Source organism: Chryseobacterium luquanense, assembly GCF_026460945.1.
Taxonomy (GTDB): Bacteria; Bacteroidota; Bacteroidia; order Flavobacteriales; family Weeksellaceae; genus Chryseobacterium; species Chryseobacterium luquanense.
In genome coordinates this window covers 39,018-65,410 of sequence record NZ_JAOVZV010000003.1, presented here as the reverse complement: position 1 = coordinate 65,410, position 26,393 = coordinate 39,018, and the positions used below count along the sequence as shown (strand labels likewise).

The following is a 26,393-nucleotide window of genomic DNA, read 5'->3' as shown; positions in this document are numbered from 1 at the left end:
TTTAAAGTTTACAAAAAGACTGCCAAGTTTTTCATTGTCAGTTTTTTGCGGGTGTTTGATAAATCTCAGTTTTTTATTTAGGCATAATTAAATATGCTTCGCATTAAAATTAGTAAATTTGCAGCTACAAATTATTAAATTATCATCATATTATGATTACTACAGATATATTGATTATCGGAGCCGGGCCAACAGGTCTTTTTGCTGTATTCGAAGCTGGTTTACTTAAAATGAAATGCCACATTATCGACGCACTTCCTCAACCTGGAGGTCAGTTGGCAGAGCTATATCCTAAGAAACCAATTTTCGATATTCCGGGTTATCCGTCTGTAAATGCAGGAGAATTGGTAGATAATTTAATGGAACAGATCAAACAATTTCAGCCGGGATTCACATTGGGAGAGACCGCAGTATCATATACGAAAGTTGATGACGAATGGTTTGAAGTGGTGACCAACAAAGGTACTGTTCACAGATGTAAAGCGATTGCTATTGCAGGTGGTTTAGGAACTTTTGAACCAAGAAAACCTACCATGGATAATGTTGCAGACTATGAAGAAAAAGGTCTTGAATATTTTGTAAAAGAGCCAGAACATTTCAGAAATAAAAAAGTAGTTATTGCCGGAGGTGGTGATTCTGCTTTAGACTGGAGCGTTTTCTTGTCTAATGTTGCAAGTGAAGTAACTTTGATTCACAGAAGAAACGAATTCCGTGGCGCTTTGGATTCTGTAGAAAAAGTTCAGGATTTAAAAAATCAAGGTAAAATTAAATTAATCACTCCGGCAGAAGTTACTGCAATAAAAGGTGACGGAAAAGTAGAAGCGATTACCGTGGCGGTTGACGGGCAAGATCCTTATGATATTGAAACAGATTATTTCATTCCGTTATTCGGGTTGACTCCAAAGTTGGGAGAAATTTCTCAGTGGGGATTGAATATCGAGAAAAACGCCATTGTAGTAAATAATGCTTTAGATTATCAAACTAATATTGAAGGAATCTATGCAATTGGTGATATCAATACTTATCCTGGGAAATTAAAGTTAATTCTTTGTGGTTTTCATGAGGCGACTTTGATGTGTCAGAGTGTTTATAACAGATTGAATCCAGGTAAAAAATACGTTTTAAAATATACAACAGTGAGTGGAGTAGATGGTTTCGACGGAAGCCGTAAAGAAGCGGAAAAAGCGGTTGTAAAGAAAATAGATTAATTAGGTTTTTAGGTTTTTAGGTTTTGGTTGATGGTTGTTAGTAATACATTTCTGAAAACCAATAACCATTTACTATCAACTAACAGCATTTATTAAGATGAGCGATATAAATATTAAAATCACAGATAGAGAGGGAATTACTCATGATGTGATTGCACCAACAGATATGTCAATGAATTTAATGGAAATTATCCGTTCTTATGAATTGGCAGAAGAGGGAACCATCGGGGTTTGCGGTGGAATGGCAATGTGTGCTTCATGTCAAGTTTATGTAATCAATGATCCTGGACTTGAGCCGATGGGTGATGAAGAAGATGCAATGCTTGGTGAGGCGTTTCATGTAGAGCCAAACAGTAGATTGGGTTGCCAATTGCACATGGTTCCTGCAATGGAAGGTCTTTCTGTAGCAATTGCTCCATATCCTTAGAAAACTTAAATGAATAACTAAACACCCCTCAAATCTAATTTGAGGGGTGTTTTAATATGCAATAAGCCTTTCGATATCAAATTTTGATTTGTTTAAAGTTTTAGATTTAGTAAATAGCAAAGTCAAAAATTCTGATAGCATCATCATTTACTTTCCAGATAATTAATTAACCAAAGTATGGGAGCACCTTGTATCAGGGAAATTTTTATTTTACTGTTATTAAAATTTTCATTTAAAGATTGTAAATAATCTATTTGTCTGGTCGTAATTTCGTGTTTGTAATTGATGAGATTTTCTTCAAGTTGGGTTAAATCAAATATTTTTAAATTTTTTAGTTGTGATGAAAAATTATTCGAAGACAAGTAGGTAGAATCAAACTTGGGGTTTTCAGTAAGCTTTAATGCTTTTTTAATGTCATTTTCAATCTCCCGCAAAAGCTGATTTTTTTTCACAAAGGCAATGATTGTCGACTCGTTGATTTCTATAAACTTCTCTTTACTTTTTAAATTCTTACTAATGGAGTTTTCAAAATCCTGAATCTCCTTTTTAAGTTTTGTAAATTCAATATCTGCCTGCTCAAGCAAGGCTGCAACTCTGTAAAATGTACGTTTTGCTTTTTGAGGAATTTCGGTAAAAGATTTATAACCCAAATCATGCTCTATTTCTGCCCATGAATGCTGAAGAATGCTCCTGATCTGAATTTCAAACTTAATGTCTTTATATTCTGCATACTCAGATAATTCTCTTTTATGGTCATTAAGCTGAAGGATATAATGAACGCTTCTGTATCCGAATTTATCAATTTCGATATTTCTTTTATCAGTAGAATTTTCCCAATCAATTTTAAATTCTTTATTGAGGAGTTCTTCTATTTTTGAAATATCATCTTCAAAATAAGTAATGATTCTTAGTGCCAAAATATCTGTAATATCATCAAGCTTTTCATATTTATTCTTCTTGATGACTTTCTGAGCAAGACTTTCTTTGGTTTTTATCCTGCTTACAATCTGATGTATTGAGAAATTTTTACATAATTTCCTCAATATTTTTTCAACTTTAAAACTAAAAGAAGTATATAAAGGAGATTTTTCCTCATATTGAGTTAATATTTTATTTAAATCGTCCTTTGTCATAATAAGTAGTCATTATTTAAATTTACAAACTTTTTAATAATCGTGACCTATTGATTAACTGATCTTAAAAACTTAAATTTTACAATATTTAAACTTCCTCCTTAGAAATCCATTTTCCTACCGTCGGAGCTTTATAATTTCTCATTTTTTCTAAAAGTTCATCAATAGTATCGCTTACCAAAAGCATCTCCTGATTGATTTGTTTTAAAAATCCTTTATCAACCATTGTCTGAACCAATTTGATTAAATCATCATAAAACCCGTCAATATTCAGAATGGCAATTGGTTTTTTGTGAAGTCCGAGTTGTGCCCAGGTAATCATTTCGAAAAACTCTTCCAAAGTTCCGTAGCCTCCCGGAAGAACGATAACGCCATCTGAAAGTTCATTCATTTTGGTTTTTCTTTCGTGCATAGTTTCTACCAAAATAAGTTCGGTAAGATGGGTGTGTGCAATTTCTTTAGATTGTAAAAAATGGGGAAGAACTCCAATTGCTTTTCCTCCGTTTTGAATTGTTCCATCTGCCACAGCGCCCATTAATCCGACGTTTGCACCACCATAAATCAAGCGAATGTTTTCTCGGGCTAATGTTTTTCCTACTAAAAATGCCTGTTTTTTATAGATTTCATCCGAACCGAAACTCGATCCGCAAAATACTGTGATATTTTTCATTGCTTTATTCTTAATTATTTTTCCATTTGATTTTTACTGCAGACATAATTTCCAGTTCAAGTCTGATGTCTGTTAAAACTTCAAATTCATTTTTTATATAAAACTCTAATGGAGATCTGTAAAAATCACCATTTAGTTTTTTATCGGAGTTATGATCGATTACCCAACCATTCAATTCATTTTTATTTTTTTTAAGTATACTCAAAATTTTTGTTCCCCAACCTTTACCATGTAGATTTTCAGAAAGAATAACTGCAAACCAAGTTTCATTATCTCTTATAAAAGTAATTGCCCAACCGTAAATTTTGTCGGTATCAGACAGTAGAAAATGATTGACTTCATTGAGTTTTTCAAGATAGTTTTCAAAACTGGCCATGTCTTTATAGGCAATTTTTTCGGGATATTCGTTATTCCAAAGTTGTAAAATCTGTTCTTTTTGTTGTTGATTAAGTTGATGAGAGTTTGTAATTTTCATAAACAGAATTGTGAATAGTTTGCTCAAACAAAAATATCCAAAATCAAAAGACTTTGGATATTTTCAATATAAAAATTATATTATTATTTCAAAGGAATATTCGCTAAAATATCTTTTGTAAAAGCCCAGAATTTCTGTGTTGAAGAAATATTTGCCTTTTCGTCCGGAGAGTGTGCTCCTCTGATGGTTGGTCCATAACTTACCATTTCCATTTCAGGGTAATTAGCACCGATAATTCCGCACTCTAAGCCTGCGTGACAAGCGACAACGTGAGGTTTTTCTGCGAATTTTTCAGTATAAATTTTCTCCATCATCTGAACGATTTCAGAACCTGGTTTCGGTTTCCAGCCAGGATAAGAACCGCTGAATTCTACGTTCATTCCTGCCAATTCTGAAACTGATTTTAATTGCTCGGCAACAGAATCTTTAGACGAATCAACCGACGATCTGGAAAGATTTAAAATCTTCAACCCACCTTCTTTCAACTCAACTCTTGCCACATTATTGGATGATTCTACCAAATCCTGAACATCCGGACTCATTCTGTAAACACCGTTATGAAGCGACTTTAAAACCAAAATAATTTTCTTTGAATCCGCTTCCGAAAGCGCTTTTTCAGAACTCGTAGAATTTTCGATATTGATCTGAAGTCCTGCTTCGATTGAAGCAAACTCTTCTAAAATTTCTTTCTTAATTCCTTCGGTTACATTTTCAATAAACTCTCCTGAATTTCTTACAGAAATTAAAGCTACCGACTCTCTTGGAATAGCATTTCTCAAACTTCCACCGTCGATAGAAATTAACTGAACGTTTTGATTTTCCAAAGCTTTGTAAAGAATTCTGCCTAAAATAATATTGGCATTTCCGAAGCCTTTATGAATATCCATTCCAGAATGACCACCTTGCAAACCCTTCACTTCAATTCTTACAACTTGTCCGTTAGATGTTTCTGTAGCGTAGTTTTGATTAATGGTTACGTCGATTCCACCTGCACACCCGATGTCGATTTCGTCATCTTCTTCTGTGTCTAAATTTAAAAGGATTTGACCGGTCAACTGTCCTGGTTTTAAACCTAAAGCTCCGGTCATTCCCGTTTCTTCATCAATAGTAAAAAGAGCCTCCAAATCAGGATGCGGGATGTCTGAACTTTCAAGAATCGATATGATGGTTGCAACCCCTAAACCGTTATCAGCACCTAAAGTTGTTCCTTTTGCCTTTACCCAGTCTCCATCAACTTCCATCTGGATTCCCTGCGTTTCAAAATCAAAATTGACATCATTGTTTTTCTGGCAAACCATATCCAAATGCGACTGCATCACAATAGATTTACGGTTTTCCATTCCAGCAGTTGCCGGTTTTTTAATAATTACATTTCCTACTTCATCAACTGTCGTCTCCAGTCCTAAATTTTCACCAAATTCTTTGATGAAAGCGATTACTTTTTCTTCTTTTTTAGAAGGTCTTGGAACTGCGTTTAACTTGGAAAAATTCTTCCAGATAATCTGCGGTTCTATATTGGATAGTTCCATAAATTTATTTTTATCAAAATTACGAAATTAAAAATGCTCCCGAAATTCAGGAGCACTATTTTTGCTTATTGCTTATTGCTTATTGCTTATTGCTTATTGCTTATTGCTTATACTTAGCATCCGCATTCTCCATAAATAGGCATTGTGGTTTTGCTTCCGTCTGGTTTTTCAATAGTCAAAGTACCTTCAAAAAGCAATGCTTCCTCATGCTTAATTTTTTTTCCTTTTACTGAAATTTTATAATTCTCATTTTCTATTTCTTTCGTCAGTTCTTCATCAACTTCCATATCGCTTGATGAAATAAGATTCATTGCCAATCTTTTTCCGTTTAGCGTCATGTAGGCGGTTTTTCCTGCATCATCAGCATAAATGTACTTTTCATTTTCGAAATCAGCCTTATTCTTAGCAAAATAGCAAGAACATTCTTTAATTTCTTTTGGAAAAGGAAAAGTATCAACTGCAATATTCGCATTCTGAACATCTGTTTTTATTGAATCCTTAACAATAACCGTAGAGTCAGTTTTTGTAGAATCAGAAATGCTTTGTTTCTCCTTTTTACAGGCAACTAATAAAAATGCTGAAAAGAAAATGATTAAATATTTCATTTATTGTATTATTTAAATTTTTGATTTTTTAATATAATTCTGGAGATAGTAAGCTTTAATTTATTGAGATTTTTTCAATCTTTTTCAAGATCGTATTTACCCAATTTTCGTCATCCATTGAAACTATTATTGTTTTAAAACCAAATTTCATGCCCTCCATTTCAACACCAATAGAATCATCAATATGGATATCAATATCAAATTCTGGAGGAAATTTAGAAATGTTTTTTCCTCTTTTTCTGACTCTCTTATCGTGTAATTGTTGGTTTACGACAAAATCAACTGGAATTCCATAAGATAAAAACATCAATTTGATTTTTACTTTACTTCTATATGAAGTAGTATAAACATAAATTTTATTGTTTTGGGCTCTTAATTCTTTAAATAATCTAATTGTACCCAATCGAATTCTTTCAGCTCTGACAATTTTTGACCACAATGACTCTTTTTCTAAAGAAAATTTAGTTGTAGAAATAATTGTGTCATCAAGGTCAAATGAGATTTTCATAAATGAATATCCGAATATAACTTAGCCTCTTGCTCTTTCCAAAAGAACCATCATCAGAAACGATAAAACCACCAAACTTTCGTCTTCATCGTCAATATCGACTAATCTGTCCAGTTGAAATCTTCTTCCAAAGAATGAAGGCATTTTTTTAAGTTTGAAATATTCTTTACCATCCATCCCTTTTACTGTATAAGAAGGATTCAGGAAATATCCGGTAAACATTCCGATAATAGGAATTTCACCTACCATTCCGTCGAAAAACTTCACCCAAGCGTTGTCTTCTGTAATGGTAAATTTCTGTTGGTCTTCTGCATCCAAAACGTTGTACGAAGATTTCCAGATTGAGCGCATTCCTTTTCTTGCCAATCTTCCGAAATTTTTCCCAAGTGTATCTTTGATTGAGTAAGATGCATTAAAATCAATCCATTGATTTGCCTGAATTCTGAATAGCTCTTTGGTTTTGCTTTCATCATTAAAAACAATAACGTCTTCTTTCAGTTTAAACATTTTCTGACGAACATACGCCACATAATTTCCATTTCGGTCTGTAATGTTGAAGTCGCTGGCAAGAGTTGAGATTTTGAATTTAAAATCCAGCGGATAGTTAAGGTTGTTAAGTGCCATTTTTTTGTTTATATTTTCAAGTTTAATATTTTGTGTTCCAAAGATAACGGTTTTTTCAGATTTACAATTGCTAAGAATTAAATTATGAGAGATCGTGTTTGAAAATGATAATCGAAAGTGAGAATGTAAAATTTTCTTTAAAAAAAATCATAGGCAATTTCTGATTAATTACGAACCTGCAATTTCTAATTTTAAAAGTTTAATGCTTATTTTTGTAGCTATGGATTATCCGAGCAAAGTATTGGCAAAAGCAGTGGACGAGATTTCCGGACTTCCGGGAATTGGCAGAAAAACAGCTTTACGTTTAGCACTTCATTTATTAAAACAACCGAATTCCAGAGCGTCGAGTTTGGGAACATCAATCATTAATCTGGTGAATGAAATTAAATACTGCAGAGAGTGTCATAATTTTTCAGATTTTGAAATTTGTGAGATTTGTAGTAATCATAAACGCAGTGATGACGTAGTCTGTATCGTGGAAGATGTTCGTGACGTGATTGCCATTGAAAATACCGGGAAATACACAGGGAAATATCTTATTTTGGGCGGAAAAATTTCTCCGATGGAAGGAGTTGGACCGAATCAACTGAATATTCCGAGTATTGAAAGAAAACTTGCTGAAGGAAAGGCTAAAGAATTGATTTTTGCTTTAAGCGCAACGATGGAAGGCGATACAACAGCTTATTATATTTATAAAAAATTCAAAAATTTTGATATTAAATTTTCCAGTATTGCGAGAGGAATTTCAGTAGGAGATGAGCTGGAATATGCGGATGAAATTTCTTTGGGAAGATCGATTGTCAACAGATTACCTTATAACGAAAAGGATTAAATGATGGTGAAACTTTCTATTATTATCGTTAATTATAATGTAACGCAGCTTTTGAGAAACTGTCTTCTTTCAATTGAAAAATATTTAAAAAATATCAGTTATGAAGTTATTGTTATTGATAATAAATCTCCCGACAGTTCGTGGGGAGATTTGATTCCCGAATTTCCGAAAGTGCATTTTATCACTTCCGAAACTAATGATGGTTTTTCTAAAGCAAATAATAAGGCAATTCAATCTGCAAAAGGAGAATATCTTTTAATTTTAAATCCAGACACAGAAATCGAAGGATTTTATATGAATGAGATTTTGGATTTCTCCGATTCAAAACCTGAATTTGGATGTCTTGGAGTGAGGATGCATGATGCAAACGGCGTATTTCTGCCTGAAAGCAAAAGATCGGTTCCGGATATGTTTAATTCTTTTGAAAAACTCTTTACAAAGTTTAAAAAAAATAATTCAAAATCGTATTACAGAAATGATATCGGCGAATTTGAAGTGGCGGAAGTTGAAGTTATTACAGGAGCCTTTTTCTTGGTTAAAACTGATATTTATAATAAGATTGGAGGTTTGGATGAAAAATATTTTATGTATGGTGAAGATATCGATATCTGTTATACTTTGCTGAATCACGGTTTTCAAAACTATTATTATGGTAAGGTATCAATTCTCCATCATAAAGGTGAAAGTACGATAAAAGATGAAGTGTATCTTCGAAGATTTTATGGAGCGATGCAGATTTTCATTGATAAATATTATAAAAACAGCAAACCTTTACAATATTCTTTTCTGAAAGCCGGTTTAAAACTCAGACACAAAATCGAACAAATCAAACTGAAATAAAAAAAAGCAACTCCACCGAGTTGCTTTCATTTTATCTTAAAAAATAATTTCTTATTTAGAAGCCGGAACACTTACCGGTGCTGAAGTTGTAGTAGAAGCCGGAGCTTTTCCTGCCGGAGCTTCAGTTTTAGCCGGAGCTTGAGGGGTTGGAACAGCCACTTTAGGTTTTCCTGTTACCACAACGCTTATCAAAATCAGAACGATAATTACCGCTCCAAGAGTCCAAGTTGATTTTTCCATAAAATCATTTGTTCTCTGTACTCCGAACTGCGTAGAAGATGCACCTCCGAATGTACTAGAAAGACCGCCACCTTTTGGGTTTTGAGCCATAACAACGATTACCAATAAAATGCTGGCAATCATAATAAGAACCATCAATAGTGTAAATATAGTATCCATTAATTTTGATATCTTTTTGAATGGGCAAATTTAATCTTTTTTTACCGAATAGCAAAATAAGATTTAGGCTAAAAACAAAAAACGGCAGCAAAAGCCACCGTTTTCATTAAAATATATTAATTCTTATTTGAAGTCAGAATCTTTAGCTTGGTTTACTTGGTAAGATTTTACATCAAAAGTAAGTTCCATTCCGCCCATATCCTGAACGATAGTGTAAGGAACTTTTATACCGGCAACTTCTTTGTAATTTCCGTAGTTAGTTGGGATAGAACCTCCTTCTCCTACTTCAACTTCGCCAGTTTTAAGGCCTGTTTTTACAGAATAGTAATACGTTTCCTTTGCTCCTTTTACTACGTAAGAATCTTCGTTGTTGTATTTTTCGATTCCTGTAACTTTAAGATCTGTAGCTTTTGCGAAACCTAATTCAGGGAAAAGTTCAGTCTCTTTAGACATTTCAGCTTTCTGTTCTGCACTTAACGGCATTTTCTGACCTTGAGCTTCCATGTAACCGTCTTTACCGTCAAAAACTATTTTTTGAACAGTATTTCCCATTACTTTCATGTCCATGTTCATTTTTCCGTTTTTACCTTGAATCATTTTCATCGTCATATCCATTCCCTGGATTTTCGAAGTAGCATCAAAAGTAATTGTGCTTACTTTTTGCAAAGCAGCAGCTCCACCAATTGCAGCGATATATTTATCTGCTACAGAAGCTACTGTTACACTTGCATCAGCTTTTTGAGCAACAGGTTTTGCAACAGGATTTGCATTTGCATCGTAGTATTTTACAGGGTAACCTAATTTTTCCAATCCTTCAGAAATATCCGAAGCTTTACCAGCAACAAAAATTCGGCTTTGGTTTGGTAAAACATTAGCTTTTACAGCATTTGAAACATCTGCTGCCGTTACTTTATCGATTGATTTTAAGTAATTGGTATAAAAATCAGCAGGAAGATTGTTTACTTTTTGGTTTAAAGCAAATCTTGCAATTGTTGCAGGCTGCTCTAATGCCATAATGAAACTTCCTTTCAATTTAGCTTTAGCATTTGCTAATTCTTCAGGTTTTACAGTAGAAATAGCATTCAATTCGTTCATGAATTCTTTAACAGCCTTATCTGTAACTTCATTTCTTACGCTTGCTTCAGCTGAAAAATCAGGAGAATATTTACTTGCAGTCATACTAGAATAAGCACCATAAGTGAAACCGTTTTTCTCACGAAGATTCATGAAAAGCCTTGCTTCACCACCACCACCAAGAATGTAGTTTGCGATTGTTGCAGGGAAATAATTAGGATCGTTCATCTTTAGTTTAGTAAGATTTCCTACAGAAACTACAGATTGTACAGCTGAAGGTACATCTACGATGTTGATTTCCGTTTTAGCAACATTATTTGCAGGCTCTAAAGCTGCAAATTTAGTATCTGCTTTTTTCCAATTGCTGAATGCTTTTTCAACCATTGGTTTTATTTGGTCAAATTTCACATCTCCTACAATTACCAAATAAGCATTGTCTGGAGCGTAATATTTTTTGTAAACGTTCTGTACGTCTGCCAAAGTAATTTTTTTAACAGATTCTTCCGTTTCAAACTCACCTCTAGAAGTGTTTTTTCCGTAAGCTAATGCATTAGAAACTCTTGAAGCAATTGTAGAAGCGTTTTTTTCTTCAGATTTTAATCCTTCAATTGTTCTTAGTTTAGCAGTTTCAATTTCTTCTGCAGAGAACTTAGGATTAATAATAGCATCAGACATCAATGCCAATACTTGCGGGAAGTATTTTGAAAGAGAGTTTGCAGAAGCTCCGGCAGAAGAGAATCCTAAACTTGCTCCTAAATAATCTATTTTTTTGTTGAATTCGTCTTTGCTAAGTGTAGTAGTACCGTTGTCTAGCTGACTTGCCATGATTTCGCTCACTCCGGCAATATTACCTTCGAAGTAAGGTTGTCTGTCCATAGAAAGGCTCATGTTAACTCTTGGAAGTTTGTTGTTTTCAACGACCATTACTGTTAAACCGTTCTTTAATTGGAAAGTTTTTGGCTGAGCAATGTTAATCGCAGGAGTTGGCCCTGGTTTTGGCATTGCGTTAAGATCAATTTTTTGTGCAGAAATCATTCCTGTGAATAAAAATGCTACTGCTATATAGGTTAATTGCTTTTTCATTTGTAAAAATTTAATTTTAATAATTCTTCTTAACTTAATGTTTTAAAGAGATTATTTTTTTTCAGGTACGTAATTAATGATTACTCTTTGGTTAGAATTAAGATACTTTTTAGCAGCATTTTGCAAATCTTGCTTCGTAATAGACTTGTAAATATCTATTTCTTTGTTGATTAAATTAGTATCTCCCATCAAAACGTGACTTGTAGCCAATGAAGAAGCAATCCCTTGAATACTAGAATTGGTATTCACAAACTGATTCTCATATTGGTTTTGAAGTTTTTGGAAATCTTCGTCTGAAATTAAAGTAGTCTGTACTTTTTTAATCTCAGCATCGATGTCATTTTGTAAAACCTGCTTCGTGGTAGCTCCCATTGGGATTGCAAAGAATGCAAAAATACTGTAGTCTTCCATACCTTGGTTGAAAGCCGCAACCTGAAGAGCTTTTTTATCCTGATCTACCAATTTTTTGTATAAAACTGAAGATTTACCACTGCTTAAATAAGAAGAAAGCATATCTAAAACATAAGCATCTCTTTCTTTATTGCTTGGTGTTCTGTAAGCAAAAATATATGCAGGAAGCTGAATATTTGCATCAGTTGCAGTAACTTCTTTTTCCTTTGTGATAGGCTCATCTTTAGGGAAATTTTTAGGAGTTACAGTTCCTTTAGGAATGCTTCCGTAATATTCTGAGATCCATTTTTTAGTTTGCTGAGGCTTGATATCTCCTGCAACTACCAAAGTAGCGTTGTTAGGAACATAATATTTCTTGTAGAAAGCTTTGAACTCATCTAGTTTTGCACCGTTCAAATCTTCGATAGAACCAATTACAGAACCGTGGTACGGGTGGTTGGTGAAAAGATTTTGTTGAATGGTGTTGAAAAGATTTCCGTAAGGAGAGTTATCCATTCTTAATCTTTTCTCTTCTTTTACAACCTCTCTCTGAGTATCTACACCAATTTGGTTGATTTCTGCATGACGTAATCTTTCAGCTTCCATCCAAAGACCCAATTGCTCATTGTTTGAAGGGAAAGTTTCGTAATAATACGTTCTGTCCATGCTCGTGTTGGCATTGTTTTGTCCTCCGTTTGAAGAAACAATTTTAAACCAATCTCCTCTTTTAATATTCGGAGTTCCTTCAAATAAAAGGTGCTCAAAAAAGTGAGCGAAACCTGTTCTTCCTTTAACTTCGTCTTTTGCACCAACGTGGTACATTACTGCTGTAGTAACTACAGGAGCAGAATTATCTTGGTGAAGAATTACGTGCATACCATTTGGTAAATCATACTCTTCGAATTTGATTTGTTGTGCATTCAGCATCACTCCAAAAAAGGCAGCAGCTGCAACACTAAGAAGTCGTTTTTTCATAAAATAGAAATTGTTTTGTCAATGAGTGGTAAATTTACAGTAATTGTTACATTTTTTTTAATATTTTTTTAATGATTTGTAGTAGGGTATGAATTTTGCAAGCCGATTTTTTAATTGCAGATATATCATTTGTATAAATTGTGATGAAGTATATCAATGGAAATTAAATACAAATTTGAATTCTCCTTATAATACACTAATTTTGTGTTCCCAAATTTTTTTGCTGTATGGATTATCTGAAAGGACTCAACGAATCACAATATGAAGCCGTTACCACATTGCAAGGACCTCTTATGGTGCTTGCTGGAGCTGGTTCAGGAAAAACACGTGTACTCACGATGCGTATTGCCCATTTGATTACCAATGGAATCGATCCTTTTAATATTCTTTCGTTGACATTTACCAATAAAGCAGCAAAAGAAATGAAAGAGCGTATTGCGAAAGTTGTAGGGCCAAGCAATGCGAAAAGCCTTTGGATGGGGACTTTTCACTCTGTTTTTGCAAGAATTCTGAGAAGTGAAGCGCATTATTTGGGCTATCCTTCCAATTTTACGATTTACGATCAACAAGATGCTTTGAATGTGCTTAAAAAATCCATCAAAGACCTTAATATTGATGGTGATTTGTATAAGCCTAAAAAAGTTCTGTCAAGAATTTCAAATTATAAAAATAACCTGATTACCGTAAGAGCTTATGAAAATAATCCGGAATTGATTGAAGCTGATGAAAAAGCCAACATGAAATTTATGGGGAAAATTTATAAGAAATATGTTGAGGAATGTTTCAAGAATGGTTCAATGGATTTTGATGATTTATTGTTAAAAACAAATGAATTGTTAACGAGATTTCCAGAGGTTTTAGCAAAATATCAAGACCGATTCAGATATATTTTAGTGGATGAGTACCAAGATACAAACCACTCTCAGTATTTAATTGTAAAAGCTCTGGCTTCAAAATTCGAAAATATTTGTGTAGTTGGAGATGATGCACAGTCGATTTACTCTTTCCGTGGGGCAAATATTTATAATATTTTAAATTTCAAAAAAGATTATCCTGAAGCGGTTACAGTTTCTTTGGAGCAAAATTACCGTTCGACTCAGAATATTGTGAATGCGGCAAATGTTGTGATCGCAAAAAACCTTCAGCAGTTTAAGAAAAATGTTTTCAGTGAAAACGAAGTTGGTGAAAAAATAAAAGTTTACCGCTCGCTTTCCGATGCTGATGAGGCGAATTTCGTTGCCGGAAATATCTGGGAGCTTCATAATCGTGAACAAAGAAAATTCAACAACTTTGCGATTTTATACCGTACTAATTCTCAGACTCGTGCTTTTGAAGATGCTTTGAGAAGAAAAAATATTCCGTACAAAGTTTATGGTGGTCTTTCGTTTTACCAAAGAAAGGAAGTTAAAGATTTGTTGGGTTATTTAAGGCTTTTAGTCAATGAAAATGACTCTGAAGCGTTAATGAGAATTATCAATTTTCCCACGAGAGGAATTGGTGAAACGACTCAAAATAAATTGATTGTATTTGCGGATTCTCAAAATCTTTCGGTTGCAAAAGTTTTAGATAATCTCCCGATTTATGCGCCACATTTAGGTTTTAATAATGGCGTGATTACTAAATTGAGCGATTTTTGGTCGATGATTAAAGCATTTCAGGTTTTACTTAAGACAGAAACTGCTTATAATGTTGCGATGGAAGTTGCGAAAAGAAGTGGTTTGATTAAATTTTTAAAAGACGATCAGACTCCGGAAGGAATTTCAAGAGTAGAGAACGTTCAGGAATTGATGAACTCGATGCAGGGTTTCATTGAAGAACAGATTCAGTTGGAAGATGGTGACCCGAGTTTGCCGAATTTTCTTGAAAATATTGCACTTTCCGCAGATACTCAGGATAAAAAGAATGGTGATGAAGATATGGTTTCTTTAATGACGATTCACTTGTCAAAAGGTCTTGAATTTCCTGTTGTTCACTTGGTTGGATTGGAGGAAAATCTATTCCCGAGTTTTATGAGTTCAGCAACCAGAGAAGATTTGGAAGAGGAGAGACGTTTGTTCTACGTTGCCTTAACAAGAGCCGAAAAACAGGCGTTTTTCTCGTATGCAGTTTCACGTTTTCAATGGGGCAAAATTACCGATGCGGAACCTTCAAGGTTTTTAAGTGAAGTGGATGAGGAATATATTGAATTCTTAAACCCTGCAATGGAAGGGAGATTCATTAATAAAACAGGAATCAGCTCTAATATTTTTGATGAACATCCTTCGGAAATGAGAAGTTTCAAAAAGGTTGAGAAGAAAACGATTTCCAAAAGTGAAAATGACAAACCGATTGCGGAACCAAGAAAACTTAAACCTGTTGCTTCTGCAAAAATTATCAACCCAAGCGGCGCTTCTTCTCAGGATATTGAAGTTGGGGATAAAGTGAGACACGATCGTTTTGGAATTGGTGAAGTTGCATTTTTAGATGGAACTGATCCTCAAAATATCAAAGCGAAAGTGGTTTTCTTACACGAGGGCGAGAAGAATTTAATTTTGAAGTATGCTAAATTGACTAAAATATAAAATAAACGGATTCAACATGAATCCGTTTATATTTTTTGAATGTTTATTGATTTGAATCCTGTCGAGGTCACCGAAATACAAACAAAAGTTTTTTACGTAAATTATATGTGAAAATTTTCAAAAATAAAAGAGGTACAGTAAACCGTACCCCTTCCTCATATAGTTTAATTAAGAAATTTATCTTTCTACCAATTCTTTCACGTTTTCACCATAGAAATCGGTATGTGAAGTTTTAACTTGTAACAATTGGTACCATTTTCTAAAAGCACCAACGAAAACTACAAGCATTAAAACCATCGCTACAACAGCCAAAGTTGCCAGTAAATATTGCTGTTTTGGGATGTAAATATCCATCACCTGAATATAACCTGCCCAGAACGTTATAATCGCCATGAATACTCCCGGAATCGCCGAGCAAAGCGCATATTTTCCACGATTGAGACGAATGAGCATTGTCGTACAGACAATCAATCCACAAGCGGCGAGCAACTGATTACTGATTCCGAATAACGGCCAAATACTGCTTACATTTCCTGTGAAAACCAAATATCCCCAAGCAAAAGTGAATAGTAAACTACTTATAATAATTCCAGGAGTCCAGTTTTTATCATTAAATTTTGGAATAACGGAACCTAACATTTCCTGTAAAAAGAATCTTCCGACTCTCGTTCCGGCATCAATTGCTGTTAAAATAAATACCGCTTCAAACATAATCGCAAAGTTGTACCAATAAGCCATCAACTGATCCATGTAGGGAATTTTATTGAAGATGTGCGCCATCCCAACTGCTAACGAAACGGCACCTCCTGTTCTTCCATGTAAATCAATCCCGATTCTTTCTGAGAAATAATCAATATCAACGCCGTGTAAACCTGGATGTGTTGCTAAGAAAGCATCGTACGTATCTTTTGGAGTATTAATCGCAAAATAATCTCCGGGCATTAAAGTACAGGCTGCGATAAGTGCCATTAAAGCGACAAAGCCTTCCACAAGCATCGCTCCGTAACCTACGAAAAGAATTTCTTTTTCTCTGTTCAGCATTTTTGGAGTTGTTCCTGTCGCAATCACTGCATGGAATCCTGAAATTGCTCCACAAGCGATTACAATAAAGATGAATGGTAAAACCGGGCCACCAATTACAGGACCACCACCATTGATAAATTCCGACAAAGCTGGCATTTGAATCGTTGGGTGAATTACAATTACACCAATTGCCAGCATAATTATCGTCCCGATTTTCAAATAGGTTGAAAGATAGTCTCTCGGAACCAAAAGTAACCACACAGGTAAAACAGAAGCCAGAAATCCATACAAAGGAATGGCGATTGATATTGTTGTGATGTCCCAAGTGAACATATTATTCATGGTTTCATTCTGCATCAAATTATGTCCACCGATAATTCCTGCAATCAAAAGAACACCGCCCAAAATACTTGCAAACGTCACTGAATTTTTTCTGTAACGCATAATCAGTCCCATAATAATCGCAATAGGCATTGTAATGACAACTGTAAATAGTGACCAAGAAGCTTCGTGCATCGCATTAATACACGCTAAGGAAAGTCCGGCAAGCGTTAAAATTAAAATGAATAAAATCGCAAAACCTGCAACGGTTCCTGTAGTTTTTCCAATTTCTTTGGATGCAATTGTTGCTAAACTTTGTCCTTTATGCCTTACTGATGCGAAAAGTACGACCATATCATGAACTCCACCTCCTAAAACGCAGCCAATCAAAATCCAGATTGCACCCGGAAGATAACCAAATTGAGCAGCAAGAACGGGCCCCACCAAAGGACCGGCTGCGGCAATTGCTGCAAAGTGGTGTCCGAAAAGCACATTTTTGTTGGTTGCAACATAGTCTTTTCCGTCAGCAAATTCTACGGCGGGCGTTGTATTTTTGTCGTTAAGGCGCAATACTTTATTCGCCAAGAAAATTCCGTAAAAACGGTAAGCAATCGCAAAAATCAATAGTGAGGTAAATACTAAAGTTAATGCATTAATTCCATTTAGAAATTCCATATTGTTTTTCTTTTATATGAATAAATAGTTAGGGTTTTTGCTTGTTTTATTGTTAATAATTTAAGCATTCGACCAAGGTACTTATTTTCTATATAAAATTAATCAATATGTATATTAATTTAGCAAAATTATATTTTTATAGAAGTTTTTTTTAATTTAAATAACTGATTTATAATTATATGAATTATTGCTTCTTTTTGAAAAAGTATAATTAAATAAGGATGTGATTTAACTAAAGATAAAAGTTATTTTGTGTGAGAAATGATGAAGCTAACCATTTCATTATTTAGTTCTTCCTGATAAGCTTTATCGACAGTGTAAAAACCATGATTGCCCTTTTTGACAATAATCAATTGGTGATCAGCATTCTGTTTTGTCAACATTTTATTCAATCTTTTAGAATGTCTTATCGGTGCAATTTTATCCTTATTTCCGTGCAGAATTAAAGTTGGAACAGGATTTTGATTATATGTCAAAGGCGAAATGGTTTTACAAATTTCCACAACTTCTTTTTTGTTTTCTTTGATATTTAAACCTGTAATTCCCATGATAAGCTTTCCTCTCAAGTCAATAATCTTTTTTGAAATTAAGCCTACTGTCAACAATAATGGTTTTGGAGCACGGGTGTGAAGAAGTCTGTTCATATCAGTCGGCCCGAAATTATCAACCACATAATTTACTTTAGCTGAATATTTTGAAAGTTGAGAATCACCAGCAAAATCTTTATCTTCAGTATAAGCGCTTAAAAGGGAAAGATGTGCGCCCGCAGAAACGCCCCACATTCCAATATTATTTTCATCAAGATGGTATTGATCTGCATTTTTACGAACCCATCGCACCGCATCTTTTGTATCCTGAATCGGTGCCGGAAAATGAACAGTTTCACTCACCAAACGATAATTGATGCTGATAACGGTATAATTTTTTTCTAAAAGTTTTAAAATTGTGCTTTCAATATAATTATTAGAATAGATTACTTTATCGCCTTCCACCCAAGCTCCGCCATGAACATAAACTACAACGGGTAGTTTTTTGTTTTCGGAATTTTTAGGACGGTAAATATCAAGAAGAATTTCTTCACCGTTGTTATCGGTTTTGTAGACAATATTTTCTGAAACATTTGCCTGCTCGAAAAGAAGTGTGCTTTTCTGTTTTTGTGAAAACCCAAGAGTGGAAATTGTCAATAAGAATAAAAAAAATAGGCTCTTTAAAAACCTATCATTTCTTGTAATTGAATTAAATAATCTCATGTACTATTGTTTGATGCATTATTTTACCAATTCTTCAAAAAGTTTACCAAACGTAACGTCAAGACCTTTTGATTTCCCGGGATGAGGTCGGGAAGTTTGTACAACAGCACTTCTTACCGCAGTAAGCCATCTGAATCGATCAGGAATTTCTAAAAGAGCAATTGGGCCACCTTCCTTTTTTCCTTCTGCTATATTTTTAAAACTTTCAAGATTTTTAATCACATCTTCGTAATCCAATTTGCTGTGCATCAGCTTAAATTTATCCGGACACAGATAAAATTCCACTTTAATAAATCTTTCTCTTTTCGAAAACATGACCAACCCGACATTGAAAAATTCTTCTCTCTCAACTTTCGGCACCAAGCGTATTACGGCGTATTCGTATATTTTATCCTCTTGCATTTTTGGCTTCGTTTACAAAGATTTGAGAATTTTCTAATCGTGTTTTGAGAAAATTGAAATACACTTCACGAATTTCATCCGGACTTTCTTCAGCGTCATTCCAATGTAACCAATCTTGAGGAATTAAATTCACAATTTCTCTAAAAAGATTTTCATTTAAAATTTCATGGGCAAATTGATCAGCTTCATCCAATTTTGTCGCTTGCGGAAGCAAAACATGGTCTTTTACATATTTGAAAGGAGTTTTTGCTGCCGTATCAAAATTCTGCCATGAATGGTGGAAATAAAATGATGCTCCGTTATCAATTACCCACAATTCTTTATGCCACATCAAGAGATTAGTATTCTTAAAAGTACGGTCGATATTGGTAATAAACGCATCCAGCCAAACAATTTTTGATGCTAAAAGCGCATCAACCTTTACACTGGAATCAAATGCAATCGATTCTGAAAGATAGTGAAGTCCTAAATTTAAACCTTCGGAATTCTTCAGCAAATCCTGAATTTCTTCATCTGCTTCCGTTCTCCCGAAATCAACATCGAGATTTGCAAAAACAAGCTCCGGAATTGGTAATCCTAAAGCCTGTGTGATTTTTCCGCCTAAAAGTTCAGAAATCAACATTTTTACACCGTGACCTGCGCCACGGAATTTTAAAACATATTTAAAATCATCGTCAGCTTCCGCCAAAGCAGGAAGAGAACCACCTTCCCGAAGCGGAAGAATGTAACGCTGTACAGTAACTGTTCTTAAATCCAACATAACGCAAAAATAAGGTTTTCCTTTGTTTTTAATTGTATTTGTGCTGTTTTAAATTATTAAATGTGCTGTTTTGTAATTTTAGAAAAGAAGATGATAAAAAAATCATGTTAAGGTTCAGAAAATGAAATTTTCGTACTTAAAAATCTTTTGTTAATTAGTTGGTATTTATATCTAAGTATCAAATATTTAATTGTCAAAAAATGTAAAATATTAAATTTTACTATCTTTGCAACTCACAAACCCCAAAACCTCAGACATGTAGAATTTAATTTCTTTCAGATTTAATCAACAATAACTCCAAACGTTATTGAAGTTCAACCTTAATTAAATAAAGAAATTATGCTTTTTCTACACAATATATCCTTTGGGTTTCCTGCGGGGAATCTGCTTTTTAATTCTATCAACTTAACGATACCCACTCACTCAAAATCTGCTTTGGTCGGAAGCAACGGCACCGGAAAATCAACCCTGCTGAAAATCATGGCTCATGAAATTGAACCTTTGGAAGGGAATGTCAATATTCAGGGTGATATTTTCTATGTTCCGCAGATGTTTGGAAATTTTAGTGACCTGACGATTGCGGAATGTTTAAAAATAGACAAAAAATTAGATGCACTTCAAAAAATAACAAATGGAGAAGTGGATGAAATTTATTTTGAAATATTACATGACGACTGGGACATTGAAGAACTTTGTCAGACTGCTTTACAAGATTGGAAACTTGAAAATTTAGATTTAAATCAAACCTTAGAAAGTCTGAGTGGCGGACAAAAAACAAAGGTTTTTCTTGCCGGAATTCAAATTAATAAGCCTGAAATTATTTTACTCGATGAACCGACCAATCACCTTGATCTTGAAGGTCGAAATCTGTTGTACGATCTTATCGAAAAGACGAATTCAACGGTTGTGATTGTCAGTCATGATCGAATTTTACTGAATTTGGTTGATGTGATTTTTGAACTGAGCAATCAGGGAATTTCTACTTATGGTGGGAATTATGATTTTTATGCCGAACAAAAAGAAATTGAAAATGAGGCACTTCAAAACGATATTCACTCGAAAGAACGCGCGCTGAAAAAAGCTAAAGAAAAGGAAAGGGAAACACTGGAGCGAAAACAAAAGCTCGACGCAAGAGGCGAAGGAAAGCAGAAAAAATCGGGTGTGGCGAGAATTATGATGAATACGCTGCGGAATAATGCTGAGAAAAATTCTTCAAAATTAAAATCTATTCATGCCGAGAAAATTAATGATATTTCGGGTGACTTGCGGGATTTACGTTTGTCTGTGAGAAATGCGGATCAGATGAAAGTAAATTTTAATGATTCGAATCTGCATTCGGGGAAAATTTTGATTTCAGCGGAGGGAATTAATTTTAAATATGATGAAGAAAATCTTTGGAAAGAAAACCTTAATCTTGAAATCCGAAGCGGTGACAGAATTTCGATTAAAGGTTCGAACGGTTCAGGCAAAACGACGTTGATTAAATTATTGTTGGGAGATTTGCAACCTTCTGTTGGAACGATTTCCAAAGCAGATTTTCAGACGGTTTATATTGATCAGGAGTATTCTCTGATTGACAGAAATGCAACGGTTTATGATTTTGCCCAACAGTTCAACGACAACGCAATTCCGGAATCTGAAGTGAGAACTTTACTGTCAAGATTTTTATTCGGAAAAGAAAATTGGGACAAAAAGTGTGATGTCTTGAGTGGAGGAGAACGCCTGCGACTTCTGCTGTGCGGACTTTCCATCAGCAATAAAGCTCCCGATATGATTATCCTCGATGAACCAACGAATAATTTAGACCTTCAAAATGTGGAAATTCTCACGAATTCTATTAAATATTATCTTGGGACTTTGGTGGTGATTTCGCATGATGGGGTGTTTTTGGAGGAGATTGGGATGATCGGAAAAATTTTGTTGAAATAGGAATAATAAAATATCCATACTGTTTGTCATTTCGCAGGAATCTATGTTGTTGAAAGGTTTCTGCGGAATGATAACAATTATTTAGATTCTTGCAAAAGTGTAAACTCACAATATGGATAATTATTTATAAGTTCAACAAGTACATTATCAAGGGAGTCATTAAATAGCTTTCCTAAATTCAACGGAAGTTTTTTAAATTTCTTTTGGAGTTGGTCTTTATTGAAAAAATGATATGATGTTTCCTTGTTTTGATTTGTAAGAGTATATTGAGTTTTATATTTCAGAAGCATTGAAATTATTCGCTCTTTGTCTCTTTCGTAAATTTTATTAATTACCAAATCGTAATCAGTCTCCCAAATATCATAATCTTCCTGAAAAATTCGGATTAATCTTTCTTTGTTTAATTTATTAATAACATCAATTCTTGCTTCTCTACTTCCAAAAGCACTTCCATAACTGACTATTCTTCCATCTTTTTTAATAATAAAGATAGGACCTTGCCCGATAAGCTTATCTTCAAAGTTCTTAGTATTCAGAAATTCTTTTGACTGATATGAAAAATAAAATAAATCTTCAAAATCTTCCACAGATTCTTGAACAACATCTACATCATCACCAATGTTTTCCAAGAGATATTGTCTTGCTATTTTCAGAAATTCATCTTTAGAGTTTTCTTGCATTTTATTTTATGTATTTTTTGTGAAGATTGTTTAAAAAGTTTTTTCGATTGAAGTTTTTAACGAAATCTGAATTTTCGCCTTTTTGTAATTCAATTTGTAATTTTAATAGTGTGGATTTGTTTTTCAAAAGATATGTTTTTAAAATAATTTATTTTCAAATATAATCTAATTTGATATCAAAATTACAACTTCAATCCCATGATTTTCACTCCACCCAAAAATAAAATCCACCGCAAATTTGCCCACCCAATTTTTTAAAAGTAATTTTGCATGAATCTAAAATAAAAGTAAAATATGTCAACTTACGTAGTTGTAGGTCTTCAGTATGGAGATGAAGGTAAAGGAAAAATCACGGATGTTTTATCGGCAAAATCTGATTACGTTGTTCGTTTCCAAGGAGGCGATAACGCTGGTCATACAGTTTATGTAGGCGATGAAAAATTTGTTTTGCACCTTCTTCCATCGGGAGTTCTTCAGTGCAAAGGGAAGTGTATCATTGCCAACGGTGTAGTGGTAAATCCTAAATCTTTCATTAAGGAGGTGAATCAGATCGAAAGCAAAAACATGAGAACTGATCACATTTTTATCAGCAGAAGAGCGCATGTTATCATGCCTTACCACATTCTTTTGGATACTTACCGTGAAGAAGAGCACGGAGGAACGCAGATCGGAACAACGAAAAAAGGGATCGGACCTTGCTATGAAGATAAAATTGCAAGAGTTGGTATCAGAATGATTGACCTTCTGAATCCTGAGATTTTAAGAGACAAAATCGAGAAAAACTTAAAAATTAAGAATTCTCTTTTCGAAAAATATTACGGAAAACCGACATTAGACGTTGAAGAAATTTACAACGAATATTTAGAAATCGGAAAACAGCTTCAAGACAGAATCGTTGATACTGAATTAGAATTAAACGAAGCTATCAGAGATGGTAAAAACGTTTTATTCGAAGGAGCGCAAGCTTTGATGTTGGATATCGACTTTGGAACTTATCCGTATGTAACTTCATCTTCTCCTTCAACCGGAGGAGTTTGTACAGGAGCTGGTGTTCCGCCAACTTCACTTCAGAATTTGATCGGTGTTGCCAAAGCATATTGCACAAGAGTAGGAAACGGACCTTTCCCTTCTGAACTGGACAATGAGCTAGGAGAAAGCATCAGACAAATTGGTGGTGAATTCGGAGCTACGACAGGTAGACCAAGAAGAACAGGTTGGTTAGACCTTGTTTCTTTAAAGCATGCTTGTATGATCAACGGTATCAATAACTTAGTCATTACGAAATTAGACGTTCTTACGGGAATTGAAAACCTGAAAATCGTAACGCATTACAAAACTGAAGACGGAAAAATCATCGATTATTTCACTTCTTCAACAGAAAAATTATACAACTACGAGCCAATCTACCAAGATTTACCGGGTTGGAAAGAAGATCTTACAAAAGTAAGAAGCTACGACGAACTTCCGGACACAGCTCAGAAATACATCGAGTTCATCGAGAAGTATCTGGGAATCAATGTTTACTTAGTTTCTGTTGGACCGGAAAGAAGTCAGAACATTATCAGAAAAGAATTATTTTAAGGAATATCTTTAAATAAATAAAAAGAGACTGTCATTACGATAGTCTCTTTTTTTTGTGTCATTGCGAGGAGCGTGAGAGACGAAGCAATCTCTTTTAGTAAGCTACAATTCAAAAAGTAAAGTTTTAATTTAATTATTGAAGAATATATTCATAATTATATTTTACATAATTAGTTCCGTTTGTGCTTTTGCCAATAACTTGAGTTGGTAATTGTGCACTGTTGTACGTAATGTCATAAATTATTTGCTGATTCTGCACCCAATTACCCGCACTGTCTTTATAACTAATTTTTTCAGAAGCATAATTGTTTTTACTCATAGCATACGCTCCACCCATCATGATTCTGAAATATTTATTGGTAAAAGTATAAGGATTCAGCTGATTGTCATATAGATATTCACGTTTGTTTGATGAAGAAATTCCGCCACTCATTTCTGAAGTTTCTACAGTAATATTATCACCGTTGTAAGTGTAGGTTGATATAATTGGATTGCTGCAATTTTCGGTTTGGCAAAGAGTAGAATTTGCTACCTTTCCGTTGCTGTATGTATAATTTATTGTTCGGTTTAAACTTGTCTCGTCGTAGATTGCTTTGATGTTTGTAAGATTTTCACCATTGTAACTAAATGATGAATAGTAGTCTAAGGTTCCATCAGCTTTGTAGTGATTTATTTTAAAAGGTTTCCCCGAAGAATTATATTCAATAATAGAAGATTCTCCTAAAGATACTGTTTTTGTAAGTTGTCCCTGATTATTATATTCCAATGTTGAAACAGTGGTTTGAGGACTTGCTGGATTGTCATAATAAACTGTAGTGACTTTGCTCAACAATATTCTTTGTTCTACAGGATCAGTAATAATTTCATTTTCATCTGTGCTATTACAGCTGTTAAAGATAACAACAGAACTCATTAAACTCAGGAAAAAGTATTTTTTCATTTTTAAATTTTAATTGTTCAAAAGTAAGGATTCATTCTTGAGATTGAAAAGAATTCCAAATAAAAAATCCCACTATTTTGAATAATGGGATTTTACTTTATATTTAAAACAGATTAATATCTGTAATATTCTGGTTTGTATGGTCCTTTTACATCTACACCGATATACTCAGCTTGTTCAGTAGAAAGAACTTCTAGCTCAACGCTTAATTTCTTAAGGTGTAAAGCAGCTACTTTTTCATCTAAATGTTTTGGTAGCATATAAACTTCATTTCCGTAAGCTTCAGAATTAGTCCACAGTTCAATCTGAGCCAAAGTTTGGTTAGAGAAAGAGTTAGACATTACAAAACTTGGGTGACCCGTTGCGCAACCTAAGTTTACCAATCTACCTTCAGCAAGAATGATCACTTCTTTACCTTCTTCCAAAGTGTAGATATCAACTTGTGGCTTCACTTCAGATTTTGTGTGACCATAGTTTTCGTTCAACCAAGCCATATCGATTTCGTTATCGAAGTGACCAATGTTACAAACGATTGCTTTATCTTTTAATTTCAAGAAATGCTCTTTTCTTACAATGTTGAAGTTACCTGTAGTCGTGATTACGATGTCTGCATTATCAACGACAGTATCTAATCTTTTTACTTCAAAACCATCCATTGCAGCCTGTAAAGCACAAATTGGGTCGATCTCAGTAACCGTAACGATAGAACCAGCTCCTCTGAAAGATGCAGCAGTTCCTTTACCTACGTCACCGTATCCGCAAACTACAACTCTTTTACCAGCCAACATAATGTCAGTAGCTCTTCTTACAGCATCTACTGCAGATTCTTTACATCCGTATTTGTTGTCAAACTTAGATTTTGTCACTGAATCATTTACGTTGATTGCAGGCATTACCAAAGTTCCGTTTTTCATTCTTTCGTACAATCTGTGAACTCCTGTAGTAGTTTCTTCAGAAAGTCCTTTGATGTCTTTTGTGAATTCCGGGTATCTGTCGAAAACCATATTCGTTAAATCACCACCATCATCCAAAATCATGTTTAATGGTTTTCTGTCTTCACCGAAGAATAAAGTCTGCTCAATACACCAGTCGAATTCTTCTTCGTTAAGACCTTTCCAAGCATAAACAGGAATTCCGGCAGCAGCAATAGCAGCAGCAGCATGATCCTGAGTAGAGAAAATGTTACAAGAAGACCAAGTAACTTCAGCTCCAAGAGCAACTAAAGTTTCGATCAAAACTGCAGTCTGGATCGTCATGTGAAGACATCCTGCGATTCTAGCTCCTTTCAATGGCTGAGATGGTCCGAATTCTTCACGGATAGACATCAAGCCAGGCATTTCAGCTTCTGCCAAAGTAATTTCTTTTCTTCCCCATTCTGCAAGGGAGATGTCCTTAACTTTATAAGGAACGTATTGTGTTGTTGTACTCATATCTTAATGAATGATTTAAATTCAAATATTTAAAGTGCAAAATTACAACATATAATTTAGATAAAAAAA

24 protein-coding genes are annotated in these 26,393 nt (G+C 34.2%); 7 read left to right on the top strand and 17 right to left on the bottom strand.

What is annotated here, in order from left to right; all coding sequences use genetic code 11:
* The first annotated feature begins 152 nt into the window (after positions 1 to 152).
* Both OEA66_RS04545 and OEA66_RS04540 read left to right on the top strand, forming a co-directional pair.
* Positions 153 to 1,208, top strand: coding sequence for an NAD(P)/FAD-dependent oxidoreductase (locus OEA66_RS04545; protein ID WP_267280267.1), 1,056 nt, complete (start codon positions 153 to 155; stop codon positions 1,206 to 1,208).
* A gap of 97 nt (positions 1,209 to 1,305) precedes the next feature.
* Complete coding sequence (locus OEA66_RS04540; RefSeq protein ID WP_267280266.1) at positions 1,306 to 1,635, top strand: 2Fe-2S iron-sulfur cluster-binding family protein; 330 nt, start codon at positions 1,306 to 1,308, stop codon at positions 1,633 to 1,635.
* A gap of 143 nt (positions 1,636 to 1,778) precedes the next feature.
* Here the strand turns inward: OEA66_RS04540 and OEA66_RS04535 are convergent, their stop codons facing one another.
* From OEA66_RS04535 to OEA66_RS04505, 7 genes are all read right to left on the bottom strand, one after another.
* On the bottom strand, positions 1,779 to 2,768 hold the full coding sequence (locus OEA66_RS04535; protein ID WP_267280265.1) for a GTP pyrophosphokinase: 990 nt from the start codon (positions 2,766 to 2,768) through the stop codon (positions 1,779 to 1,781).
* Between the two features lie 88 nt (positions 2,769 to 2,856).
* Entirely contained in the window at positions 2,857 to 3,438 is a 582-nt protein-coding gene (locus tag OEA66_RS04530; protein ID WP_267280264.1) for an LOG family protein, read from the bottom strand.
* 10 nt (positions 3,439 to 3,448) lie between these two features.
* A complete protein-coding gene (locus tag OEA66_RS04525; RefSeq protein WP_267280263.1) occupies positions 3,449 to 3,913 on the bottom strand; it encodes an N-acetyltransferase in 465 nt (154 codons plus the stop codon).
* A gap of 83 nt (positions 3,914 to 3,996) precedes the next feature.
* Complete coding sequence (locus tag OEA66_RS04520) at positions 3,997 to 5,442, bottom strand: aminoacyl-histidine dipeptidase (protein ID WP_267280262.1); 1,446 nt, start codon at positions 5,440 to 5,442, stop codon at positions 3,997 to 3,999.
* Between the two features lie 113 nt (positions 5,443 to 5,555).
* Positions 5,556 to 6,047: a hypothetical protein gene (locus tag OEA66_RS04515; protein WP_267280261.1), complete on the bottom strand. Its 492-nt coding sequence runs from the start codon at positions 6,045 to 6,047 to the stop codon at positions 5,556 to 5,558.
* Positions 6,048 to 6,102: 55 nt separating this feature from the next.
* Positions 6,103 to 6,555: a hypothetical protein gene (locus OEA66_RS04510; protein WP_267280260.1), complete on the bottom strand. Its 453-nt coding sequence runs from the start codon at positions 6,553 to 6,555 to the stop codon at positions 6,103 to 6,105.
* A gap of 21 nt (positions 6,556 to 6,576) precedes the next feature.
* Positions 6,577 to 7,179 (bottom strand): LURP-one-related family protein, encoded by a 603-nt coding sequence (locus OEA66_RS04505; RefSeq protein ID WP_267280259.1) that lies wholly within the window; start codon positions 7,177 to 7,179, stop codon positions 6,577 to 6,579.
* Between the two features lie 220 nt (positions 7,180 to 7,399).
* Here OEA66_RS04505 and recR point away from each other — a divergent pair, with 220 nt between their 5' ends.
* Both recR and OEA66_RS04495 read left to right on the top strand, forming a co-directional pair.
* The gene (gene recR, locus OEA66_RS04500) at positions 7,400 to 8,011 is read left to right on the top strand and encodes a recombination mediator RecR (RefSeq protein WP_267280604.1); all 612 of its coding nucleotides are present in this window, start codon (positions 7,400 to 7,402) and stop codon (positions 8,009 to 8,011) included.
* Positions 8,012 to 8,851: a glycosyltransferase family 2 protein gene (locus tag OEA66_RS04495; RefSeq protein ID WP_267280258.1), complete on the top strand. Its 840-nt coding sequence runs from the start codon at positions 8,012 to 8,014 to the stop codon at positions 8,849 to 8,851.
* 51 nt (positions 8,852 to 8,902) lie between these two features.
* Here the strand turns inward: OEA66_RS04495 and secG are convergent, their stop codons facing one another.
* The 3 genes from secG to OEA66_RS04480 all read right to left on the bottom strand — a co-directional run bounded on the left by secG (position 8,903) and on the right by OEA66_RS04480 (position 12,772).
* Positions 8,903 to 9,250: a preprotein translocase subunit SecG gene (gene secG, locus OEA66_RS04490; RefSeq protein WP_267280257.1), complete on the bottom strand. Its 348-nt coding sequence runs from the start codon at positions 9,248 to 9,250 to the stop codon at positions 8,903 to 8,905.
* A 123-nt stretch (positions 9,251 to 9,373) separates the two neighbouring features.
* Positions 9,374 to 11,407 (bottom strand): M16 family metallopeptidase, encoded by a 2,034-nt coding sequence (locus OEA66_RS04485; protein ID WP_267280256.1) that lies wholly within the window; start codon positions 11,405 to 11,407, stop codon positions 9,374 to 9,376.
* 51 nt (positions 11,408 to 11,458) lie between these two features.
* Positions 11,459 to 12,772: a M16 family metallopeptidase gene (locus OEA66_RS04480; protein ID WP_267280255.1), complete on the bottom strand. Its 1,314-nt coding sequence runs from the start codon at positions 12,770 to 12,772 to the stop codon at positions 11,459 to 11,461.
* 227 nt (positions 12,773 to 12,999) lie between these two features.
* Here OEA66_RS04480 and OEA66_RS04475 point away from each other — a divergent pair, with 227 nt between their 5' ends.
* A complete protein-coding gene (locus OEA66_RS04475; protein WP_267280254.1) occupies positions 13,000 to 15,333 on the top strand; it encodes an ATP-dependent helicase in 2,334 nt (777 codons plus the stop codon).
* Positions 15,334 to 15,510: 177 nt separating this feature from the next.
* On the opposite strand, the gene OEA66_RS04470 is transcribed toward OEA66_RS04475, so the two are convergent.
* The 4 genes from OEA66_RS04470 to OEA66_RS04455 all read right to left on the bottom strand — a co-directional run bounded on the left by OEA66_RS04470 (position 15,511) and on the right by OEA66_RS04455 (position 19,764).
* Positions 15,511 to 17,352 (bottom strand): carbon starvation CstA family protein, encoded by a 1,842-nt coding sequence (locus OEA66_RS04470; RefSeq protein ID WP_267280253.1) that lies wholly within the window; start codon positions 17,350 to 17,352, stop codon positions 15,511 to 15,513.
* A 245-nt stretch (positions 17,353 to 17,597) separates the two neighbouring features.
* Positions 17,598 to 18,602: an alpha/beta hydrolase gene (locus tag OEA66_RS04465; RefSeq protein WP_267280252.1), complete on the bottom strand. Its 1,005-nt coding sequence runs from the start codon at positions 18,600 to 18,602 to the stop codon at positions 17,598 to 17,600.
* Between the two features lie 18 nt (positions 18,603 to 18,620).
* Positions 18,621 to 19,004 (bottom strand): DUF3037 domain-containing protein, encoded by a 384-nt coding sequence (locus tag OEA66_RS04460; RefSeq protein WP_267280251.1) that lies wholly within the window; start codon positions 19,002 to 19,004, stop codon positions 18,621 to 18,623.
* Positions 18,991 to 19,764 carry a HipA family kinase gene (locus OEA66_RS04455; protein WP_267280250.1) on the bottom strand — a complete coding sequence of 258 codons (774 nt, stop codon included), beginning with the start codon at positions 19,762 to 19,764 and terminating at the stop codon, positions 18,991 to 18,993. The genes OEA66_RS04460 and OEA66_RS04455 overlap by 14 nt, the downstream gene beginning before the upstream one ends.
* A 339-nt stretch (positions 19,765 to 20,103) precedes the next feature.
* On the opposite strand from OEA66_RS04455, the gene OEA66_RS04450 reads away from it, so the two are divergent.
* Positions 20,104 to 21,693: an ABC-F family ATP-binding cassette domain-containing protein gene (locus OEA66_RS04450; protein ID WP_267280249.1), complete on the top strand. Its 1,590-nt coding sequence runs from the start codon at positions 20,104 to 20,106 to the stop codon at positions 21,691 to 21,693.
* A 77-nt stretch (positions 21,694 to 21,770) separates the two neighbouring features.
* Here OEA66_RS04450 and OEA66_RS04445 read toward each other — a convergent pair whose 3' ends face one another.
* The gene (locus OEA66_RS04445; protein ID WP_267280248.1) at positions 21,771 to 22,373 is read right to left on the bottom strand and encodes a YrhB domain-containing protein; all 603 of its coding nucleotides are present in this window, start codon (positions 22,371 to 22,373) and stop codon (positions 21,771 to 21,773) included.
* A 294-nt stretch (positions 22,374 to 22,667) separates the two neighbouring features.
* Between OEA66_RS04445 and OEA66_RS04440 the strand changes: the two genes are divergently transcribed.
* Positions 22,668 to 23,954, top strand: coding sequence for an adenylosuccinate synthase (locus OEA66_RS04440; RefSeq protein WP_267265303.1), 1,287 nt, complete (start codon positions 22,668 to 22,670; stop codon positions 23,952 to 23,954).
* Between the two features lie 133 nt (positions 23,955 to 24,087).
* Here OEA66_RS04440 and OEA66_RS04435 read toward each other — a convergent pair whose 3' ends face one another.
* Entirely contained in the window at positions 24,088 to 24,894 is an 807-nt protein-coding gene (locus OEA66_RS04435) for a hypothetical protein (protein WP_267280247.1), read from the bottom strand.
* A gap of 113 nt (positions 24,895 to 25,007) precedes the next feature.
* Positions 25,008 to 26,324, bottom strand: coding sequence for an adenosylhomocysteinase (gene ahcY / locus OEA66_RS04430; protein ID WP_267280246.1), 1,317 nt, complete (start codon positions 26,322 to 26,324; stop codon positions 25,008 to 25,010).
* Positions 26,325 to 26,393 lie beyond the last annotated feature (69 nt).

Excerpts from the sequence above, each read along its gene's own strand:
- OEA66_RS04545 (WP_267280267.1), top strand. The coding sequence starts at position 153 with ATGATTACTACAGATATATTGATTATCGGAGCCGGGCCAACAGGTCTT.
- OEA66_RS04540 (WP_267280266.1), top strand. The coding sequence starts at position 1,306 with ATGAGCGATATAAATATTAAAATCACAGATAGAGAGGGAATTACTCAT.
- OEA66_RS04535 (WP_267280265.1), bottom strand. The coding sequence starts at position 2,768 with ATGACAAAGGACGATTTAAATAAAATATTAACTCAATATGAGGAAAAA.
- OEA66_RS04530 (WP_267280264.1), bottom strand. The coding sequence starts at position 3,438 with ATGAAAAATATCACAGTATTTTGCGGATCGAGTTTCGGTTCGGATGAA.
- OEA66_RS04525 (WP_267280263.1), bottom strand. The coding sequence starts at position 3,913 with ATGAAAATTACAAACTCTCATCAACTTAATCAACAACAAAAAGAACAG.
- OEA66_RS04520 (WP_267280262.1), bottom strand. The coding sequence starts at position 5,442 with ATGGAACTATCCAATATAGAACCGCAGATTATCTGGAAGAATTTTTCC.
- OEA66_RS04515 (WP_267280261.1), bottom strand. The coding sequence starts at position 6,047 with ATGAAATATTTAATCATTTTCTTTTCAGCATTTTTATTAGTTGCCTGT.
- OEA66_RS04510 (WP_267280260.1), bottom strand. The coding sequence starts at position 6,555 with ATGAAAATCTCATTTGACCTTGATGACACAATTATTTCTACAACTAAA.
- OEA66_RS04505 (WP_267280259.1), bottom strand. The coding sequence starts at position 7,179 with ATGGCACTTAACAACCTTAACTATCCGCTGGATTTTAAATTCAAAATC.
- recR (WP_267280604.1), top strand. The coding sequence starts at position 7,400 with ATGGATTATCCGAGCAAAGTATTGGCAAAAGCAGTGGACGAGATTTCC.
- OEA66_RS04495 (WP_267280258.1), top strand. The coding sequence starts at position 8,012 with ATGATGGTGAAACTTTCTATTATTATCGTTAATTATAATGTAACGCAG.
- secG (WP_267280257.1), bottom strand. The coding sequence starts at position 9,250 with ATGGATACTATATTTACACTATTGATGGTTCTTATTATGATTGCCAGC.
- OEA66_RS04485 (WP_267280256.1), bottom strand. The coding sequence starts at position 11,407 with ATGAAAAAGCAATTAACCTATATAGCAGTAGCATTTTTATTCACAGGA.
- OEA66_RS04480 (WP_267280255.1), bottom strand. The coding sequence starts at position 12,772 with ATGAAAAAACGACTTCTTAGTGTTGCAGCTGCTGCCTTTTTTGGAGTG.
- OEA66_RS04475 (WP_267280254.1), top strand. The coding sequence starts at position 13,000 with ATGGATTATCTGAAAGGACTCAACGAATCACAATATGAAGCCGTTACC.
- OEA66_RS04470 (WP_267280253.1), bottom strand. The coding sequence starts at position 17,352 with ATGGAATTTCTAAATGGAATTAATGCATTAACTTTAGTATTTACCTCA.
- OEA66_RS04465 (WP_267280252.1), bottom strand. The coding sequence starts at position 18,602 with ATGAGATTATTTAATTCAATTACAAGAAATGATAGGTTTTTAAAGAGC.
- OEA66_RS04460 (WP_267280251.1), bottom strand. The coding sequence starts at position 19,004 with ATGCAAGAGGATAAAATATACGAATACGCCGTAATACGCTTGGTGCCG.
- OEA66_RS04455 (WP_267280250.1), bottom strand. The coding sequence starts at position 19,764 with ATGTTGGATTTAAGAACAGTTACTGTACAGCGTTACATTCTTCCGCTT.
- OEA66_RS04450 (WP_267280249.1), top strand. The coding sequence starts at position 20,104 with ATGCTTTTTCTACACAATATATCCTTTGGGTTTCCTGCGGGGAATCTG.
- OEA66_RS04445 (WP_267280248.1), bottom strand. The coding sequence starts at position 22,373 with ATGCAAGAAAACTCTAAAGATGAATTTCTGAAAATAGCAAGACAATAT.
- OEA66_RS04440 (WP_267265303.1), top strand. The coding sequence starts at position 22,668 with ATGTCAACTTACGTAGTTGTAGGTCTTCAGTATGGAGATGAAGGTAAA.
- OEA66_RS04435 (WP_267280247.1), bottom strand. The coding sequence starts at position 24,894 with ATGAAAAAATACTTTTTCCTGAGTTTAATGAGTTCTGTTGTTATCTTT.
- ahcY (WP_267280246.1), bottom strand. The coding sequence starts at position 26,324 with ATGAGTACAACAACACAATACGTTCCTTATAAAGTTAAGGACATCTCC.